13 protein-coding genes and 4 tRNA genes are annotated in these 16,095 nt (G+C 71.6%); 6 read left to right on the top strand and 11 right to left on the bottom strand.

Annotation, left to right across the window (positions count from 1 at the left end):
- Positions 1-11 precede the first annotated feature (11 nt).
- The 5 genes from ACIGXJ_RS09765 to ACIGXJ_RS09745 form a co-directional block, all read right to left on the bottom strand.
- A complete protein-coding gene (locus ACIGXJ_RS09765) occupies positions 12-347 on the bottom strand; it encodes a hypothetical protein (protein WP_399642832.1) in 336 nt (111 codons plus the stop codon).
- A 60-nt stretch (positions 348-407) separates the two neighbouring features.
- Positions 408-481, bottom strand: a tRNA-Phe gene (locus ACIGXJ_RS09760).
- A gap of 24 nt (positions 482-505) precedes the next feature.
- Positions 506-580: transfer RNA gene (locus ACIGXJ_RS09755), tRNA-Asp, on the bottom strand.
- Between the two features lie 49 nt (positions 581-629).
- Positions 630-702: transfer RNA gene (locus ACIGXJ_RS09750), tRNA-Glu, on the bottom strand.
- 80 nt (positions 703-782) lie between these two features.
- A complete protein-coding gene (locus ACIGXJ_RS09745; RefSeq protein ID WP_399642831.1) occupies positions 783-2,252 on the bottom strand; it encodes a metallophosphoesterase in 1,470 nt (489 codons plus the stop codon).
- Positions 2,253-2,346: 94 nt separating this feature from the next.
- On the opposite strand from ACIGXJ_RS09745, the gene ACIGXJ_RS09740 reads away from it, so the two are divergent.
- Positions 2,347-2,697: a metallopeptidase family protein gene (locus ACIGXJ_RS09740; RefSeq protein WP_399642830.1), complete on the top strand. Its 351-nt coding sequence runs from the start codon at positions 2,347-2,349 to the stop codon at positions 2,695-2,697.
- Positions 2,698-2,969: 272 nt separating this feature from the next.
- Here ACIGXJ_RS09740 and ACIGXJ_RS09735 read toward each other — a convergent pair whose 3' ends face one another.
- Positions 2,970-3,335, bottom strand: a complete 366-nt coding sequence (locus ACIGXJ_RS09735; protein WP_399642829.1) for a hypothetical protein — start codon at positions 3,333-3,335, stop codon at positions 2,970-2,972.
- Positions 3,336-3,562: 227 nt separating this feature from the next.
- Here ACIGXJ_RS09735 and ACIGXJ_RS09730 point away from each other — a divergent pair, with 227 nt between their 5' ends.
- From ACIGXJ_RS09730 to ACIGXJ_RS09710, 5 genes are all read left to right on the top strand, one after another.
- On the top strand, positions 3,563-5,815 hold the full coding sequence (locus ACIGXJ_RS09730) for a DEAD/DEAH box helicase (protein ID WP_399642828.1): 2,253 nt from the start codon (positions 3,563-3,565) through the stop codon (positions 5,813-5,815).
- A gap of 219 nt (positions 5,816-6,034) precedes the next feature.
- Positions 6,035-8,188, top strand: coding sequence for an FG-GAP repeat domain-containing protein (locus ACIGXJ_RS09725; protein ID WP_399642827.1), 2,154 nt, complete (start codon positions 6,035-6,037; stop codon positions 8,186-8,188).
- On the top strand, positions 8,188-11,253 hold the full coding sequence (locus ACIGXJ_RS09720; protein WP_399642826.1) for an FG-GAP repeat domain-containing protein: 3,066 nt from the start codon (positions 8,188-8,190) through the stop codon (positions 11,251-11,253). The genes ACIGXJ_RS09725 and ACIGXJ_RS09720 overlap by 1 nt, the downstream gene beginning before the upstream one ends.
- A gap of 48 nt (positions 11,254-11,301) precedes the next feature.
- The gene (locus ACIGXJ_RS09715) at positions 11,302-12,840 is read left to right on the top strand and encodes an amino acid permease (RefSeq protein ID WP_399642825.1); all 1,539 of its coding nucleotides are present in this window, start codon (positions 11,302-11,304) and stop codon (positions 12,838-12,840) included.
- 88 nt (positions 12,841-12,928) lie between these two features.
- Positions 12,929-13,001, top strand: a tRNA-Lys gene (locus tag ACIGXJ_RS09710).
- Positions 13,002-13,048: 47 nt separating this feature from the next.
- On the opposite strand, the gene ACIGXJ_RS09705 is transcribed toward ACIGXJ_RS09710, so the two are convergent.
- From ACIGXJ_RS09705 to ACIGXJ_RS09685, 5 genes are all read right to left on the bottom strand, one after another.
- Positions 13,049-13,378 carry a hypothetical protein gene (locus ACIGXJ_RS09705; protein ID WP_399642824.1) on the bottom strand — a complete coding sequence of 110 codons (330 nt, stop codon included), beginning with the start codon at positions 13,376-13,378 and terminating at the stop codon, positions 13,049-13,051.
- Positions 13,356-13,994, bottom strand: a complete 639-nt coding sequence (locus ACIGXJ_RS09700) for a hypothetical protein (RefSeq protein ID WP_399642823.1) — start codon at positions 13,992-13,994, stop codon at positions 13,356-13,358. Before ACIGXJ_RS09700 ends, ACIGXJ_RS09705 begins: the two co-directional genes overlap by 23 nt.
- Before the next feature lie 89 nt (positions 13,995-14,083).
- Positions 14,084-14,731: a class I SAM-dependent methyltransferase gene (locus tag ACIGXJ_RS09695; RefSeq protein WP_399642822.1), complete on the bottom strand. Its 648-nt coding sequence runs from the start codon at positions 14,729-14,731 to the stop codon at positions 14,084-14,086.
- A gap of 82 nt (positions 14,732-14,813) precedes the next feature.
- Positions 14,814-15,452 (bottom strand): GTP cyclohydrolase II, encoded by a 639-nt coding sequence (ribA, locus tag ACIGXJ_RS09690; RefSeq protein WP_399642821.1) that lies wholly within the window; start codon positions 15,450-15,452, stop codon positions 14,814-14,816.
- Between the two features lie 108 nt (positions 15,453-15,560).
- The gene (locus tag ACIGXJ_RS09685) at positions 15,561-16,040 is read right to left on the bottom strand and encodes a MarR family winged helix-turn-helix transcriptional regulator (RefSeq protein ID WP_399642820.1); all 480 of its coding nucleotides are present in this window, start codon (positions 16,038-16,040) and stop codon (positions 15,561-15,563) included.
- Between the last annotated feature and the right edge of the window lie 55 nt (positions 16,041-16,095).

Below are 16,095 nucleotides of genomic sequence, written 5' to 3'. Positions count from 1 at the left end.
GCGCGGGTACGTCAGCCGAGCGGCACCTCGGGTTGCCGCGGGGCCGGCACACCCTCGGTCGCCGGTTCCTGCGGCCGGGCGGGCGCGTTGCCGAGCGCGATGTTCTGCGCGGTGTTGGAGACGGCCTTGATCCCGAGGTAGGCGGTGGTCACCCCGCTGATCGCGGTGAAGGCGGTGGTGAGCACCCCCACGATCACCGCCTTGTCCCCGCCGAGCTGCCACACCCCGAACACGGCGACGACCACGATCGCCAGATTGCTCCCGAGCACGGCCTGCAACCCGTACCGGGCCCGCTGCCGTTCGACCTCGTTGTCCCGCGCGCCCTTCGCATCACCGCGACGCACCATGTCTCATGACCCCCTCGACATACGACAAGGCCCCGATCCGAAGATCGGGGCCTTGGGCTGTGGCTGGGGCCGGGGTCGAACCGGCGACCTTCCGCTTTTCAGGCGGACGCTCGTACCAACTGAGCTACCCAGCCACGAAGCTTCCGGGGAAGCTTCAGCGGTCCTGACGGGATTTGAACCCGCGGCCTCCACCTTGACAGGGTGGCGAGCACTCCAAACTGCTCCACAGGACCTTGCTTTTGTGTGCGAGCGACAGGCTCAAGTGTCGCACACCGTACTGCGTGCCCCCAACGGGATTCGAACCCGTGCTACCGCCTTGAAAGGGCGGCGTCCTAGGCCGCTAGACGATGAGGGCTATCGGCCCGCCTGGGCGCTTGTCAGCGCGTCGGGGACGTGAGAAGCATATGGGATGGCGGGAGGTATCGCCAAAACGGTTTACGGGCTGGTCCCGGGGGAGGGCGTGGCACCGGGGGTGTTCTCGTCCGGCAGGTGACGGCTGACCTCGGCCGTCGTCAGGCCGAGACCGCCCAGGCGGATCTCGTCCCAGGCCTGCAGGCGCCGGGTGTCGCGGTCGAAGTAGAGGACGGAGGTCTCGATCGGGTCGGGGTGTTCGCCCTCGATCGCGCGCAGCCCGCTGCCGCCCGTGGAGCCCTCGATGCGCAGGCGGGTGCCGTACTTCAGGATCTCCGTCTCCTGGTGGTGGAGGTGGCCGGACAGCACCAGGGGGACCTCGCCGTCCGTCTCCCGGGCCGCGGATGGCTCGTGCGCGATCGCCACGTCCACCGGCCTGCCCGCCGCCCGCTCGTCGCGCAGGGCCGTCGCGAGGCGCGCGCCGGCCAGTTCCTGGGAGGTCTCCTGCTCGCCGGAGCGGTCGGGGGTGAACTGCGGGTCGCCGATGCCGGCGAAGCGCAGCCCCGCGATCGTCTCCGCCCGGCCGTCGTCGAGGACATGGACGTTCTTCAGGCCCTCCAGATAGCGCTGGGTGACCTTCGAGTCGTGGTTGCCGCGCACCCAGACGTAGGGCGCGCCGAGGTCCTCGACGGGGTCGAGGAAGCCGTTCTCCGCGGCCGTGCCGTGGTCCATGGTGTCGCCGGAGTCGACGATGACGTTGACGTCGTACTGCTCCACCAGCGAGGCGATGATCTTCCAGCTCGCCGGGTTGAGGTGGATGTCCGAGACGTGCAGCACCCGGATGGTGGAGGGGTCGGGGGCGTAGGCGGGGAGCGTGGACGTGGCGTCGTAGAGCTTGGTGACGTTGGTGACCAGGCGGGCCAGTTCCTTCTGGTAGACGTCGAACTCGGTGACGATGCTGCGCGCGTTGCCCACCAGGGACGGGGCCGAGGTCAGCAGGCCGGAGAAGCGGGGTTCGAGGACCGACTTCGGGTTCCAGGTGGCGTACGCCGTGACGCCCGACGCCGCCAGCAGGGTGAGGGCGAGGCCGCCGGCGGCGAGCGCGCGGCGCGGGCGGCGGTAGACGGCGAGCCCGAGGGCGGTGGCGCCGGAGACGACGGCGACGCAGGAGCGGACGGCGAGGTCGAGGGTGCCGCGGCCGACGTCATCGGCGACCTCGTCCTGGAGGCCGGAGAGGCGTTCGGGGTGGTCGACGAGGGCCTGGGCGCGGTCCGGGTCGAGCTGGTCCACGTTGACGTCGAGGCGGACCGGGGCGGTGTGGCTGTCGAGGTGGAGGGCACCGAGCGGGGAGACGTTGATCTTGGTGCCGCCGGTGAGCGAGGGCCGCAGCGTCATCGTCGTGTCCATGGGCCCGACGGGGGTGCGGACGTTCCCGACGATCAGCAGCCCGAGCCAGGCGCCGACGAGGACGACGGTGAGGAGGCCGAGGGAGCGGAGCCAGGGGTTGGGGCGGTCGTCGAGGGCAGGTCGGGTCGGGGCGGTGACGCGGGCCATTGATGCCGTATGCCCCGGCGGGCGGGCGCGTATGCGGGGACTGCTCCGCGCCGCGTACGGGGTGAACGGGGGTGTCGTACCGGACAATGGCGGTGTGCTGGAGATGACGCGCGAGGAGTTCGAGGAGCTGGTCGCCGAGGCGCTGGACCGGATCCCGCCCGAGCTGACGCGGCTGATGGACAACGTCGCGGTGTTCGTCGAGGACGAGCCGCCCGCGGAGGATCCCGAGCTGCTCGGGCTGTACGAGGGGACTCCGCTGACGGAGCGCGGTGAGTGGTACGCGGGCGTGCTGCCGGACCGGATCACGATCTACCGGGGGCCGACGCTGCGGATCTGCGAGTCGCGGGAGGACGTCGTCGCGGAGACGGAGATCACAGTGGTGCACGAGATCGCGCACCACTTCGGGATCGACGACGCGCGCCTGCACGCCCTGGGTTACGGCTGAGCGGTGCCGCTCGGCCGGGGGTGGCGTGTCTTCTTGCGGGCGGCGGGAGTTGGGCAGGGCGACTTCCCGCCGCGCCCCCGGAGGTGGCTGCCCGTGCGCCCCTTGTACGTACCCGTCCGACTGGCCGCCACGGTGGTGGCGGTCGCCGCTGCCGCCGGCTGCATGAGTGTGGGAGACGACGACGGCAAGGGGGCGCCGCCCGCGCACTCGGCGGGGGAGCGGGGCGGTGAGGTGCCGGAGGGCGGTGTCCCCGCGCCGGGTGCGGGCGCCGGCTACGACGGGGGCGGTGGCGGTGCGGCCGGCGGGGCCGAGGATCCGCGGCCCAAGGGCGGGGGGAAGGGCGAGGCGGCGGGGTCGGCGGCGCCTTCGGGGTCCCCGTCGGCCAGTGCGAGCGCGTCGGTGCCGGCGCCCGCCGGGCCGGGGCGTCCGCCGGGGCGCCCCCCGGTGCGGCCGGGCGTTCCTGAGCCCACCCGGGCCGAGCCGACGCCGACGAAGGCGGAGCCGTCGCCCGAGCCGCCGCCGGCCTCGCCCGAGCCGCCGCCCACACCGACGCCGACCGAGGCGGAGCCCTCGTCGTCGGCGCACCCGGAGCCGGGACCGCAGCTGGAGCAGCGGGAGCCGGCACCGGAAGCGGGCACTCCGGCCTAGGCCGGCCTGACCTGCGGATATGAGGCCGGTTTGCCTTCAGGGGTGGTGAGTGCGTATGGTGGTAGATCGTTTGATCCCATTTGCCCGGCGCCACAGCAGAGCGCGCCGTGTGGCGCGTACTCTCCCTTGCCGTGGCGGACCGCATTGAGGCGGTCGTATGCGAATCACGGAGTTGACGGGCGCGTGCCGATGAGACTCCGGAAGGTTTCGCATACGCATGTCCATTTCCAGCACTGATCACACCGTCCTGCCCGAGAACGTCGAGGCCGACGAGGTCGTCCAGATCGTCGAGGTCGTCGAGACCGCGGCGGACGACGCGGCCGCTGAGGCTCCCGAGCTCACCTTCGCGGACCTCGGTCTGCCCGAGGGCGTCGTGCGCAAGCTCGCACAGAACGGCGTGACCACCCCCTTCCCGATCCAGGCCGCGACCATCCCGGACGCGCTGGCGGGCAAGGACATCCTCGGCCGTGGCCGCACCGGCTCCGGCAAGACCCTCTCCTTCGGTCTGCCGACCCTGGCCCAGCTGGCCGGCGGCCGCACCGAGAAGAAGCGCCCGCGTGCGGTCATCCTCACGCCGACCCGCGAGCTGGCCATGCAGGTGGCCGACGCGCTCCAGCCGTACGGCGACGTCGTGGGCCTGAAGATGAAGGTCGTCTGCGGCGGTACGTCGATGGGCAACCAGATCTACGCCCTGGAGCGGGGCGTCGACATCCTGGTCGCCACGCCCGGCCGGCTGCGCGACATCATCAACCGGGGCGCCTGCTCCCTGGAGGACGTGCAGATCGCCGTCCTCGACGAGGCCGACCAGATGTCCGACCTGGGCTTCCTGCCCGAGGTCACCGAGCTGCTCGACCAGGTCCCGGCCGGCGGCCAGCGGATGCTGTTCTCCGCCACGATGGAGAACGAGATCAAGACCCTCGTCGACCGCTACCTGACCTCGCCCGTCCTGCACGAGGTGGACGCGGCGCAGGGTGCCGTCACGACGATGTCGCACCACATCCTCATCGTGAAGCCCAAGGACAAGGCGCCGGTCACCGCCGCGATCGCCTCCCGCAAGGGCCGCACGATCATCTTCGTCCGCACCCAGCTGGGCGCCGACCGCGTCGCCGAGCAGCTGCGCGAGGCGGGCGTGAAGGCCGACGCGCTGCACGGCGGCATGACCCAGGGCGCGCGCACCCGGACGCTCGCCGACTTCAAGGACGGTTACGTCAACGTCCTGGTGGCGACCGACGTTGCCGCCCGCGGCATCCACGTCGACGGCATCGACCTGGTGCTGAACGTGGACCCGGCCGGCGACCACAAGGACTACCTGCACCGCGCCGGCCGCACCGCCCGTGCCGGCCGCACCGGCACGGTCGTCTCCCTCGCCCTGCCGCACCAGCGCCGCCAGATCTTCCGCCTCATGGAGGACGCCGGCGTCGACGCCTCGCGCCACATCATCCAGGGCGCCGGCACCTTCGACCCCGAGGTCGCCGAGATCACCGGTGCCCGGTCGATGACCGAGGTCCAGGCCGAGTCGGCGGGCAACGCCGCCTCGCAGGCCGAGCGGGACGTCGCCCACCTGACCAAGCAGCTGGAGCGCGCCCAGCGCCGCGCCACCGAGCTGCGCGAGGAGGCCGACCGCCTGCTGGCGCGCGTGGCCCGTGAGCGCGGCGAGGACCCGGAGGCGGTCGTGGCCGCGGCCGCCGAGGCCGCCGAGGCGGCTGTCGTCGCCGAGGTGTCCGTGCCGGAGCAGCCTGCGGCGCAGGACATGGACCGGTCGGAGCGGACCGAGCGCACGGAGCGCACGGAGCGCGAGGAGCGTCCGTACGAGCGCCGTGAGCGTTCCTTCGACCGTGACCGCGGCGACCGGGGCGACCGGGGCGACCGGGGCGGTTTCAACCGCGACCGTCGTGACGACAACCGCGGCGGCCGTTCCTTCGAGCGTCGTGACGACAACCGCGGTGGTGGCTTCAACCGCGACCGCCGTGACGACAACCGGGGCGGGTTCAACCGCGACGACCGCGGCGGCCGTTCCTTCGAGCGCCGTGACGACAACCGCGGCGGCCGCTCCTTCGAGCGTCGTGACGACAACCGTGGCGGTGGCTTCAACCGCGACCGCCGTGACGACAACCGGGGCGGGTTCAACCGCGACGACCGCGGCGGCCGTTCCTTCGAGCGCCGTGACGACAACCGGGGCGGTTTCAACCGTGACCGTCGTGACGACAACCGTGGCAGCCGTGGCTTCGAGCGCCGTGACGACAACCGCGGTGGCTTCAACCGCGACCGTGACGACCGTGGCGGCTTCCGCCGTGACGACCGCGGCGGTCACCGCGGCAGCGACCGTCCCTTCAACCGCGACCGTCAGGGCGACCGCCCGGGCTTCCGCTCCGGCGGCCACGAGCGCCCCTACGGCCGCCGTGACGACCACCGCAGCGGCGGCTCCTTCGGCCGCCGCGAGGACAAGCCGCGCTGGAAGCGCAACGGCTGACATCCTGTCCGACGCGCGTGACTGAACGCCGTGGCCCCCACCGAACGGGTGGGGGCCACGGCGTTTTCCGTTCCCCGCGCGTGGCCGGTAACCCCTTTCCCCGCGCCGGTGAGCCGACTGTAGGATCGGCTCACTTCTGCTGAGGCGGATGCGACGGCCGGGGGGCCAGGGACACCGGGAAGCGGTGTGCGTCCTGCCTCGTCTCTTCGGGGAGGGCCCTTGAACACGCGTGCCCGCACGCGCTCTTCCGCGATCCGGCGTGGCCGGATCGCCTCCACTCTGGTGGGCCTGGCCGCGCTCGGTGCCGGTTCACTGACCACCGCGGCGCCGGCGGCCGCGGAGACCACGCCCACGCCGATCCAGACGGACGGGGTGTGGGGGATCGATTACGCCGGTGGGTTCCTGACGACGGTGGAGTACACGCCCAGCGGCTACCAGTGGGTGGTCGGCCGCCAGGTCTCGGCCGACGGCTCCACGGTGCTGAACACGGAATACCGCGGATACGCCGACGAACTCGCGGGCGGCGCCCATGTGCAGCGCGTCCCGTGCGAGTCGGGGCCACGGGGCTGCGTGCCGATGCGCTCCTTCGGCAACTCCTGGGTGGGCAACTTCCTCGAGTACGCCGACGGACAACAGCAGGCGCAGATCCACCTGGAGGACGACACGTTGGCCGGCAACGACGAGCCGGACGTCACCGGCGGCCGGTTCGTGGACGCGACGGGCCGGTACTACATCTACAACGCGGCCTCCACCGGCAAGCAGTACGTCGACGACATCGACCACCACTACTGGACGGACGTGCGCCGCACCCGCCCGATCACCGCCGCCTCCGTATGGGGCTCGGTGCTCTGGACGCCCGGCACGGGCAACGGCGCCGTCACCGCGTACAACCTGGTCACGAAGAAGACACTGCTGACCCTCGCCACGGGCGCGCCCTGCACGGTCAGGGAGCTCCAGGCCATCGGCCGCTGGATCTACTGGAACTGCGGTCCGACGGGCGCGGCGGGCGTGTACGACCGTAATGCCAGGAAGAACATCAAGGTGCCGTCCGGCCCGGCGCTGATCGGTGACGGCTACCTCGTCCGGCACGACCGGACCGCCGGCAAGCTGCTGCTGACGGACTACCACACGGGTACGGCCGCCCCCGCGCGGGCGATCGCCGACCTGCCGGCCGGATCGACCGCGGACCAGCGGCGGCTGTCCTGGACCGTGGACAAGTTCGGCGGGGACATCGCGTACGTCGGGCCGGACAAGGTGATCCGGATCGTGCAGAGCGGTGTGCCGGCGCAGTCCCTGGCGAAGATCGACTCGGTGGTGGGCAGCGAGCTGGTCGACCCCAGCGGGCGCTACGGCTCAGCCGTATGGGACGCCTACTGGCAGCTCAACAAGCCCGCGAACTGGACCTTCACCGTGAAGGACGCTCAGGGCCAGGTCCAGCGCACGCTCAGGGGCAGTGGCGCGGCCATCGACCTGTCCTGGGACCTGAAGACCGACGCGGGCACGTACCTCTACAACGGGCGCAAGACCTGGAGCCTGAAGGCCGTCGCCGCGGAGGGCGCCGGCTCGTACACCACGAGCGGGACCTTCGATTACGGCGGCGGCCTCCAAGGCCACCACGACCAGGGCGGCTACAGCTTCGGCGAGCTGGTCACGCTCAATTCCTCGGGCGCTCTGTCCCTGCACTACACCCACGGCAAGGGCACCTTCGACTGGCGGAGCTCGGCCTCGGGCTGGCCGTCCGGCACCGTCGCGGTCCCCTTCGGGGACATGGGCAAGGACCGCTGCGCCGAGATGCTGATGCGCATGCCGACCGGTGAGCTGCGCCGGTACAACGGCAGGTGCGGCTACTCGTACGCCCCGTCGAACAGCCACGCCTCGCTCGGCACCGGCTGGAACGCGTACAGCGTCCTCACCACCCCCGGTGACCTCACCGGCGACAAGCGCCCCGACCTGCTGGCGCGGAGGACGTCGACCGGTGACGTCTACCTGTTCGCCAACGACGGCGCCGGAAAGCTCAAGGCCGGCGTCAAGATCGCGGCCGGCTGGGGCATCTACACGAAGGTCGTCGGCGCGGGTGACCTCACCGGTGACGGCGTCGGTGACGTGCTGGCCCGTGACCGGGCCGGGAACCTGTGGCGCTACGACGGCACGGGCACGGGCACGCTGAAGGGCCGCGTGAAGGTCGCGGCGAACTGGGGCGCCACCTACAACGCGGTCGTCGGCGTCGGCGACATCACCGGCGACGGCAAGAACGACCTGGTCGCGCGGGACACGGCGGGCAACCTGTGGCGACAGACCGGCAACGGCAAGGGGTCGTTCGCCGCCCGGGTGAAGATCGCGACCGGCTGGCAGACCTACAAGGGGATCTCCTGATGCGCAGGACCTACAGACTCGCGGCCCTGTCCGCGGTGCTCACGCTGGGGCTGAGCACGCTGCTGCCGGCCGCTTCGGCGGCGGGGGAGGAGGCACCGCAGGAGAGGGTGGTGCCGGCGACGCTGCGCGACACGAACCTGGGCGCGCAGCTGTACTACGCGGACGCGTACATGGGCATGAACGGGGCCGGCCCGGAGGGCGTCTTCCACCAGATGGAGGGCGCCGGCGGCCTGCTGTGGACGCGGTACGCCGACGGCCGGTCGTTCGAGACGCCCGTGAAGGACGGGGCGACCGTGTCTGCGACGGGCAGCGACGTGCTCGCCTACCGATACTCCGACCGCCGCGTCGACCTGTGGAACGCCGCTGACGGCACGACCCGCACTTTCCGCATGCCCGAGGGCCGTGGGTGGGCAGGGGCGTACGGGAACACCGTGGTCGGCACCAGCGGAGTGACGGGCCCCGACGGCACGGTGACCCGCGTGTACCACCTGCTGGACGTGGCCGAGGACGGGACGGTCACGGACACGGAAGTCGGTGGTCTGCCCGAGGGCATGAAGCTCCGGGTTCCGCGCGGTGCGGACGCTTCGGACGTGATGTTCGACGCGACGCTGGACGGCACGCCCCGCGTGGTCGCGATCGACCGTGCAACCGGCCGGGTGAAGGGCTGGTCAGGGCCACTGCCGAGCACGGCCTATGCCGAGGTCGAGCTCTCGCCCGAGTACGTGCTCGTCTTCAGCGACACGGAGGACACCAAGCTGCTGGTGCTGCCCCGCAACGACCTGTCGGCCACGCCGGTCGAGGTGGATCTGGCCGGCCTCAGCCCCAGGAACTGGGTCAACGACCTCGCGGTGGTCGGCGACTGGCTGGTCCACGATTTCACCGGCCAGATCACGGCCAAGCCCATCGCGGGCGGTGACGCGGTTCCCCTGATGGCGCAGGGGCGGATGGACATGTCCTCCGTGTCGAACGGCACGGCCGTGGCCATCGGCCGGACCGGCGCCGACGACTGGGGCATCCAGCGCATCCACGAAGGCCCGGACGGCAGGCCGGTCGTCAGCCAGGTGAAGGCGCTGCCCGAACCGCCCGCCGAGATCCGGGGCCTCTCCCTGGACCAGGGCCGTCTGGTCGTCAGGGACGACAGCGAGCGGCTGCGCTGCTCGGCCTTCGGGCGCACCGTCGCGGTCACCGGCACTCCCGAGTTCGGTGAGCGTTCCGAGTTCGTCCGCGGGACCTCCTCCTGCCCCGCTCAGGACGTCCGGCTGTTCGGCACGGCCGACGGGCGAGTCGCGTGGCTGGAGTCCGACGGGTCGAACAACCTGCTGCGCGTCGACGGGCCCGCTGACCGGGACCCGTGGGAGCGGAGCGTGCCCGCCGGCGGTGCCATCGCCGACGTATCAGGGCAGTACGTGCTGCACACCACCCCCACCACGACGTACGTCTACCGGATCGGCGATCCCGGGAACCCGGTCGCCACGCACCCGGCGGGTGCTGCCGCGCTCTCCGGCGACATGCTGTGGGCGGCAGGGCCGATTCCTGGCAATGTGACGCTGTTCCGGCTGGGCACTGCGGGGTCGGGCAGAATCGGCCTGGACGTGGACTGCACCCCCACCGAACTCCAGGCGCTCGGCCGCTATCTGTACTGGACCTGCGACGGCAAGGCCGGCGTGTACGACCGTACGGCGCGGAAGTCGGTGCCCGTGCCGACCGGTGAGGCCAAGCTGGGGGACGGATACGTCGTCACCCACGACAAGCAGGCGGGCACGCTCGTCCTCACGGCGGTCGCCGGCGGCACGCCGGAGAGCCGCGTGATCGGGGAACTGCCCGACACCGGTGTCTCGCAGCGGGACGTGCGCTGGACGGTCGACGAGGCGGGCGCCAACGCGGCCTATGTGGACGACCGCGAGCAGGTCCACCTGGTCCCGTCCGGTGTGCCGCAGCAGCCGCTGCGGCCGCTCGGACCGGCGCGGAGCGCGTCGTACGTCGAGCCGCACGAGTTCGACGCCGTCCCCGACACACTCACCACCGTGCTGCTGTCCAAGCCCTCCTCCGGCTGGGATCTGACCGTGCGCAACCGTGCGACTGGCAAGGTCTACACCGACGGCATGCAGGGCGGTCCCGCGCGCGGCGAGCTGAGCGTCGGCTGGCACGGCGACGACCCCGCGCGCACCGGTGACGCGTTCGTGCCGAGCGGCACCTACGACTGGACCCTCACGGTCACGCCGGCCGACGGCGTCGGCGGTCCGCTGACGGTGGTCGGCTCGGTACGGCTGCTGCACGGCGACGCCGTGCGCCACGACCACGTGGGCTCGGACGGGCTGCCGGACGGCAACGCCGATCTGCTCGGCGTCGACTCGGCGGGACGGCTGAACTTCCTGCGCGGCACGGGAAGGGGCACCTTCTCGGTGAAGGAGCCCGGCGGTGTGTGGTCGGCCTCGACGGTCGCGGTGCCGTTCGGCGACCTGAACGGCGACCGCTGCAACGACGTGCTGGTGCGGATGAACGACGGCTCGCTGCGCGGCTACCGGGTCAAGTGCGGTCTGGCGCCGTCGCCGTCGATGACGTACAGGAATCTCGGCACCGGCTGGAACGCCCACAACGTCCTCACCTCCCCCGGCGACCTCACCGGGGACAAGCGGGCGGACCTGCTGGCGCGGAGGGCGTCGACCGGCGACCTCTACCTCTACGCGGCGAAGTCGGACGGCACGCTGGCCCCGGCGAAGAAGGTCGCGTCGGGCTGGGGCATCTACACCAAGGTCGTCGGCGCGGGTGACCTCACCGGTGACGGCGTCGGTGACGTGCTGGCCCGTGACCGGGCCGGGAACCTGTGGCGCTACGACGGCACGGGCACGGGCACGCTGAAGGGCCGGGTGAAGGTCGCGGCGAACTGGGGCGCCACCTACAACGCGGTCGTCGGCGTCGGAGACATCACCGGCGACGGCAAGAACGACCTGGTCGCGCGGGACACGGCCGGCAACCTCTACCGCCAGGCCGGCACCGGCAGGGGAACCTTTGCCGCCCGGGTGAAGATCGGCACGGGCTGGCAGGGCTACAAGGGCCTGTTTTAGCCAAGCTGTGACGCATGTCACGCCCCCGGTGAGGGAATTGCTGGGGGCATGACAGATGACGTCAACGCGAGCGGGCGGCCGACGGACGAAGAGCGGCTGGCCCAGCTCGGCTACACGCAGGTGCTCGCCCGCCGGATGTCGGCGTTCTCCAACTACGCGGTGTCGTTCACGATCATCTCGGTGCTGTCGGGCTGCCTGACGCTGTATCTGTTCGGCATGAACACCGGCGGCCCGGCCGTGATCACCTGGGGCTGGGTCGCCGTCGGCCTGATGACGCTGTTCGTGGGCCTGTCCATGGCCGAGATCTGCTCGGCCTACCCGACCTCGGCCGGCCTGTACTTCTGGGCGCACCGGCTCGCGCCCGCCCGCACCGCCGCCGCGTGGGCGTGGTTCACCGGCTGGTTCAACGTCCTCGGCCAGGTCGCCGTGACCGCGGGCATCGACTTCGGCGCGGCCTCCTTCCTCGGGGCGTACCTGAACCTGCAGTTCGGGTTCGAGGTGACACCGGGCCGCACCATCCTCCTCTTCGCGGCGATCCTGATCCTGCACGGCCTGCTGAACACCTTCGGTGTCAGGATCGTCGCGCTGCTGAACAACGTCAGCGTCTGGTGGCACGTCCTCGGTGTGGCGGTCATCGTCGGCGCGCTGGCCCTCGTCCCCGACCGCCACCGGTCGGCGTCGTACGTCTTCGGCGAGTTCGTGAACCACACCGGCTGGGGCAGCGGCGCGTACGTGGTGCTGCTCGGCCTGCTCATGGCCCAGTACACCTTCACCGGCTACGACGCCTCCGCGCACATGACGGAGGAGACGCACGACGCGTCGACGGCCGGCCCGAAGGGCATCGTGCGGTCCATCTGGACGTCGTGGATCGCGGGCTTCGTCCTCCTGCTGGGCTTCACGTTCGCCATCCAGTCGTACGAGGGCGCGCGCACGTCCCCGACCGGCGCGCCGCCCGCGCAGATCCTGCTCGACGCGCTGGGCGCGAGCGCCGGCAAGCTGCTGCTGCTCGTGGTGATCGGGGCGCAGCTGTTCTGCGGCATGGCGTCGGTGACGGCCAACAGCCGCATGATCTACGCCTTCTCGCGCGACGGCGCCCTGCCCTGCTCCCGCCTCTGGCACACGGTCAGCCCGCGCACCCGCACCCCGGTCGCGGCGGTGTGGCTGGCCGCCCTGGGCGCGCTCGTGCTGGGACTGCCGTACCTGATCAATGTGACGGCGTACGCGGCGGTGACGTCGATCGCCGTCATCGGCCTCTACATCGCCTACGTCATCCCGACGCTGCTGCGGCTGCGCAAGGGGGAGGCGTTCGAGCGGGGCCCGTGGCATCTGGGCCGCTGGTCGGGGATCGTGGGCGCGGTGTCGGTGGGGTGGGTCGGCCTGATCACGGTCCTCTTCATGCTGCCCCAGGTCTCCCCGGTCACCTGGGAGACCTTCAACTACGCCCCCGTCGCCGTCCTCGTCGTCCTCGGTTTCGCCGCCGCCTGGTGGCTGGCCTCGGCCCGGCACTGGTTCCTCAATCCCCGGCACGAACGGACCATCGCCCGCGAGGCGGCCCGCGCCGGCGCCCCCGAACCGGTCGATCCCTAGCCATTCACCACGCCGACGTGGCCGGGTCCGCGATACCCGATCGGAGACACGGCCACGTCCGGCTATGCTCGGGTAGGCAACATCGCCAGGGCCCTTAGCTCAATTGGCAGAGCAGTGGACTTTTAATCCATTGGTTGTGGGTTCGAGTCCCACAGGGCCTACCGCCGGCAGGCGCCCGGGTGGACTTCGGTCGACCCGGGCGCCGCTGTCATCTCCACCAGAAGCTGTACGCCCGCCCCAGCGCGTCGAGCGCGGTCTCGTCGAGCTCGGGGTGCCGGGCGCGGGCGTCGGCCCGGTAGGCGCGGGTGGCGGTCTGCAGGTCGTGGGCGGCCCAGTCGACGTCGAAGGCGTTCATCTCGGTGACCACCGCCTCCGCGTACGACAGGAGGCGTTCGGCCTCGGCGGGCTCGAACGCCTCCCTCACGGACTCGGGGCTGGGCTTCGGGTAAGGCAGTCCAGCGCCCAGCAGGTACAGGGCGACGGCCCGGCTGCGGTGCTCGTCCGTCACCCGGGCGTCACCGGTTCGGCTGCTCTCCACGGGTGTAGAGCGTAGTCTCCGAGCCGTTCTGCGAGTCGACGGAGACCACCTTGGTGACCTTGGCGTTGCGCTTGAGGTTGTCGAACTCCGTGTACCAGATCGCGTTGGGCCGCACATACGGGCCGAGGATCACATGCACCACCCCACTGGCCTGCCGTGCGTACTCCTCCGACACCGCCGACCAGGCCACCTCGACCTTCTTCGACCCGTCCCAGGTCGGCATGGTGATGTTCCGCTGCTCCAGCAGCATCCCCAGCGTGACGCCCTTGCGGTCGGTGGCGGTCTTCTCGGCGATGTCCTCGCCGCCGGCCCCGAGCCCCGACCAGAAGTAGGCCGTGCTCCGCCGCGTCGAGAAGTCCCCGACGATCACCTCCGACCCGACCGCCCGCAGCGCCGAGGCGACCTGCGGCACGGCGGCCGGCGACGGGTGGAAGGTGGCGTGCCGCCACTCACCGGCGTGCTCCTGGTCCGGGTACACCGCGATGACGGCCGTCCTGCCCGTCTCCGGCGCCGCCGCCGCCGCCCGCTCCTGCGCGACCGCCCCGCCCGCCTGCCCCCCGACCAGCAGAAAGACGGCGGCCAGGGCCGTCAGGGTCTTCGACAGCCATGCCTTCATTACGGCATCACGCTCCTCGCCACATGATCACTGTGTGAGCTCGGGAGGCTACAACAAGTGACGCGGCGGAAGTGTGCGACAGGCCCCGGCTAACTCGCCTCCCGCCGCACCAGCAGATAAGTCCGCCGGCTCGGGTGCTCCGTGTCCGGGTAGGGCTCTCGGTCCAGGCGGGCCGTGAGGGTCAGGCCCGCTTCGGCGAGGGAGCGGGTCTCCGTGGCGGGGTCGAGGAAGTGGAAGGTGAGGTCGACCTCGTGGTCCCACCAGGTGGTGAGGTGGCGGGAGTCGCCGGGGGCGGCGTCGGGGTCGCTGGTGTGGAAGGAGAGGAGGGCGTGGCCGCCGGGGCGCAGGACGCGGGCGAACTCGGCGTAGGCGAGGGGGCGTCGGGCGGCGTCCAGGTGGATGACCGCGTACAGGCAGCACAGGGCCGAGACCGAGGCGGAGCGGACGGGGAGGCCGGTCATGTCGGCGGCTGCGAAGGGGAGGGCCGTGGTGCGGCGGGCGATCGCGCACATGGCGGGGGAGAGGTCCAGGCCCGTGGTCCGGGCGCCTCGGGCGGCGAGGTGGGACGTGGCGTGGCCGGGACCGCAGCCGATGTCCAGGACGGGGCCGTCGCCGGCGAGTTCGGCCAGGGTGTCCAGGAGGGCGCGGTCGAGGGGCTTGCCCGTGAGTTCGCCGGCGATCTCGGCGGCGTAGCGCTCGGCGACCGTGTCGTAGCTGTGGCTGGTGGGTGAGGGCAACGGGGGACCTCGCTGTCGGTGTTCCCGTCCGTCCGCGGGCTCGTCCTCCAGTATCGCGTCCAGCTCACCGTCAGCCCACCGGTCAGCCCACCGTCAGGTCCGTCAATTCGCCCAGCGCAAGCGTGTGTTGGGTCTGGAGGACCTTCGCGCGCAGGTAGCGGACGTTGTGCGCGGTGGTGAACACCCCGGTGGGGACGCGGTCGTGGACCGTGATGCCCAGGCCGCTCAACTGGGTCGCCTTGTCGGGGTTGTTGGAGAGCAGGTCCAGCTCGGTGATGCCGAGGGCGCGCAGCATCTGGGCCGCCGCGGTGTAGTCGCGGTCGTCCTCCGGGAGGCCGAGGGCGGCGTTCGCCTCGTAGGTGTCGAGGCCCTGGTCCTGGAGGGCGTAGGCGTCGAGCTTGTTGTAGAGGCCGATGCCGCGGCCCTCCTGGCGGAGGTGGAGCAGGACGCCGCCGCGCTCGGCTATGCGCTCGACCGACTCGCGCAGCTGGGGGCCGCAGTCGCAGCGGGCCGAGCCGAACACGTCGCCGGTGAGGCACTCGGAGTGCAGGCGGACCAGGGGGGTCCCGGCGCCCGGCTCGCCCAGGATCACCGCCAGGTGCTCGGCGCCGTCCGCCAGCCCGTGGAAGGTCACCAGCTCGGCGTCGACGCGGTAGCCGTCGGCGAAGCTCAGCGGGACCCGGACGCGGGCGCGCTGGGTGGCGGCGGGCAGGTCGGGCATGGGATCTCCGTCCGGTCGGCGGGCACGGCGGCATGCTTCAGATTTGAAGCAGCTGCGGACACGAACCTAGCCCGTGCTTGAAACTTTAAGCAACCGGAGTGGCGCATCTCACGAGCGGCGCAGCCACGGCACGTCGTCGTCCTCCTCCGCGCCCTGGATGGCCGTGCAGATCTCCTCCAGCTGCCCCACCTGCTCCGGTGCCAGCCGGTCGAACAGGCGCCTGCGGACCGTCTCGACATGGCCGGGTGCCGTGCGCTCCAGGACCGACATGCCCTGCGCCGTCAGCGCGGCGATGCTGCCGCGCCGGTCCGAGGGGCAGCCCTCGCGGGCCACCAGGCCGTCCTTCTCCAGACGGGCGACGCCGTACGTCAGCCTGCTGCGGGTGATCTTCAGTGCCCCGGCCAGCTCCGTCATGCGCAGCCGCCGCTCGGGCGCCTCGGACAGGGTGGCCAGGATGGAGTAGTACAGATGAGGCATGCCGGCGTCCTGCTGGAGCTGCCGGTCCAGCGCGTCCTCCAGGAGGTGCGTCGCGGCGACGTAGGCGCGCCAGGCGCGCTGCTCGTCGGGGGTGAGCCAGCGGGTCGTCATGCCGCCAGTGTAGGTTTGCTTCAAACTTGAACCAAGTTCACCTCTTTGAGGGAGA

The organism is Streptomyces sp. NPDC053367, assembly GCF_044545925.1.
Taxonomy (GTDB): Bacteria; Actinomycetota; Actinomycetes; order Streptomycetales; family Streptomycetaceae; genus Streptomyces.
The sequence above is the reverse complement of the archived record's forward strand: the minus strand, read 5'-3'. Positions and strand labels throughout refer to the sequence as shown.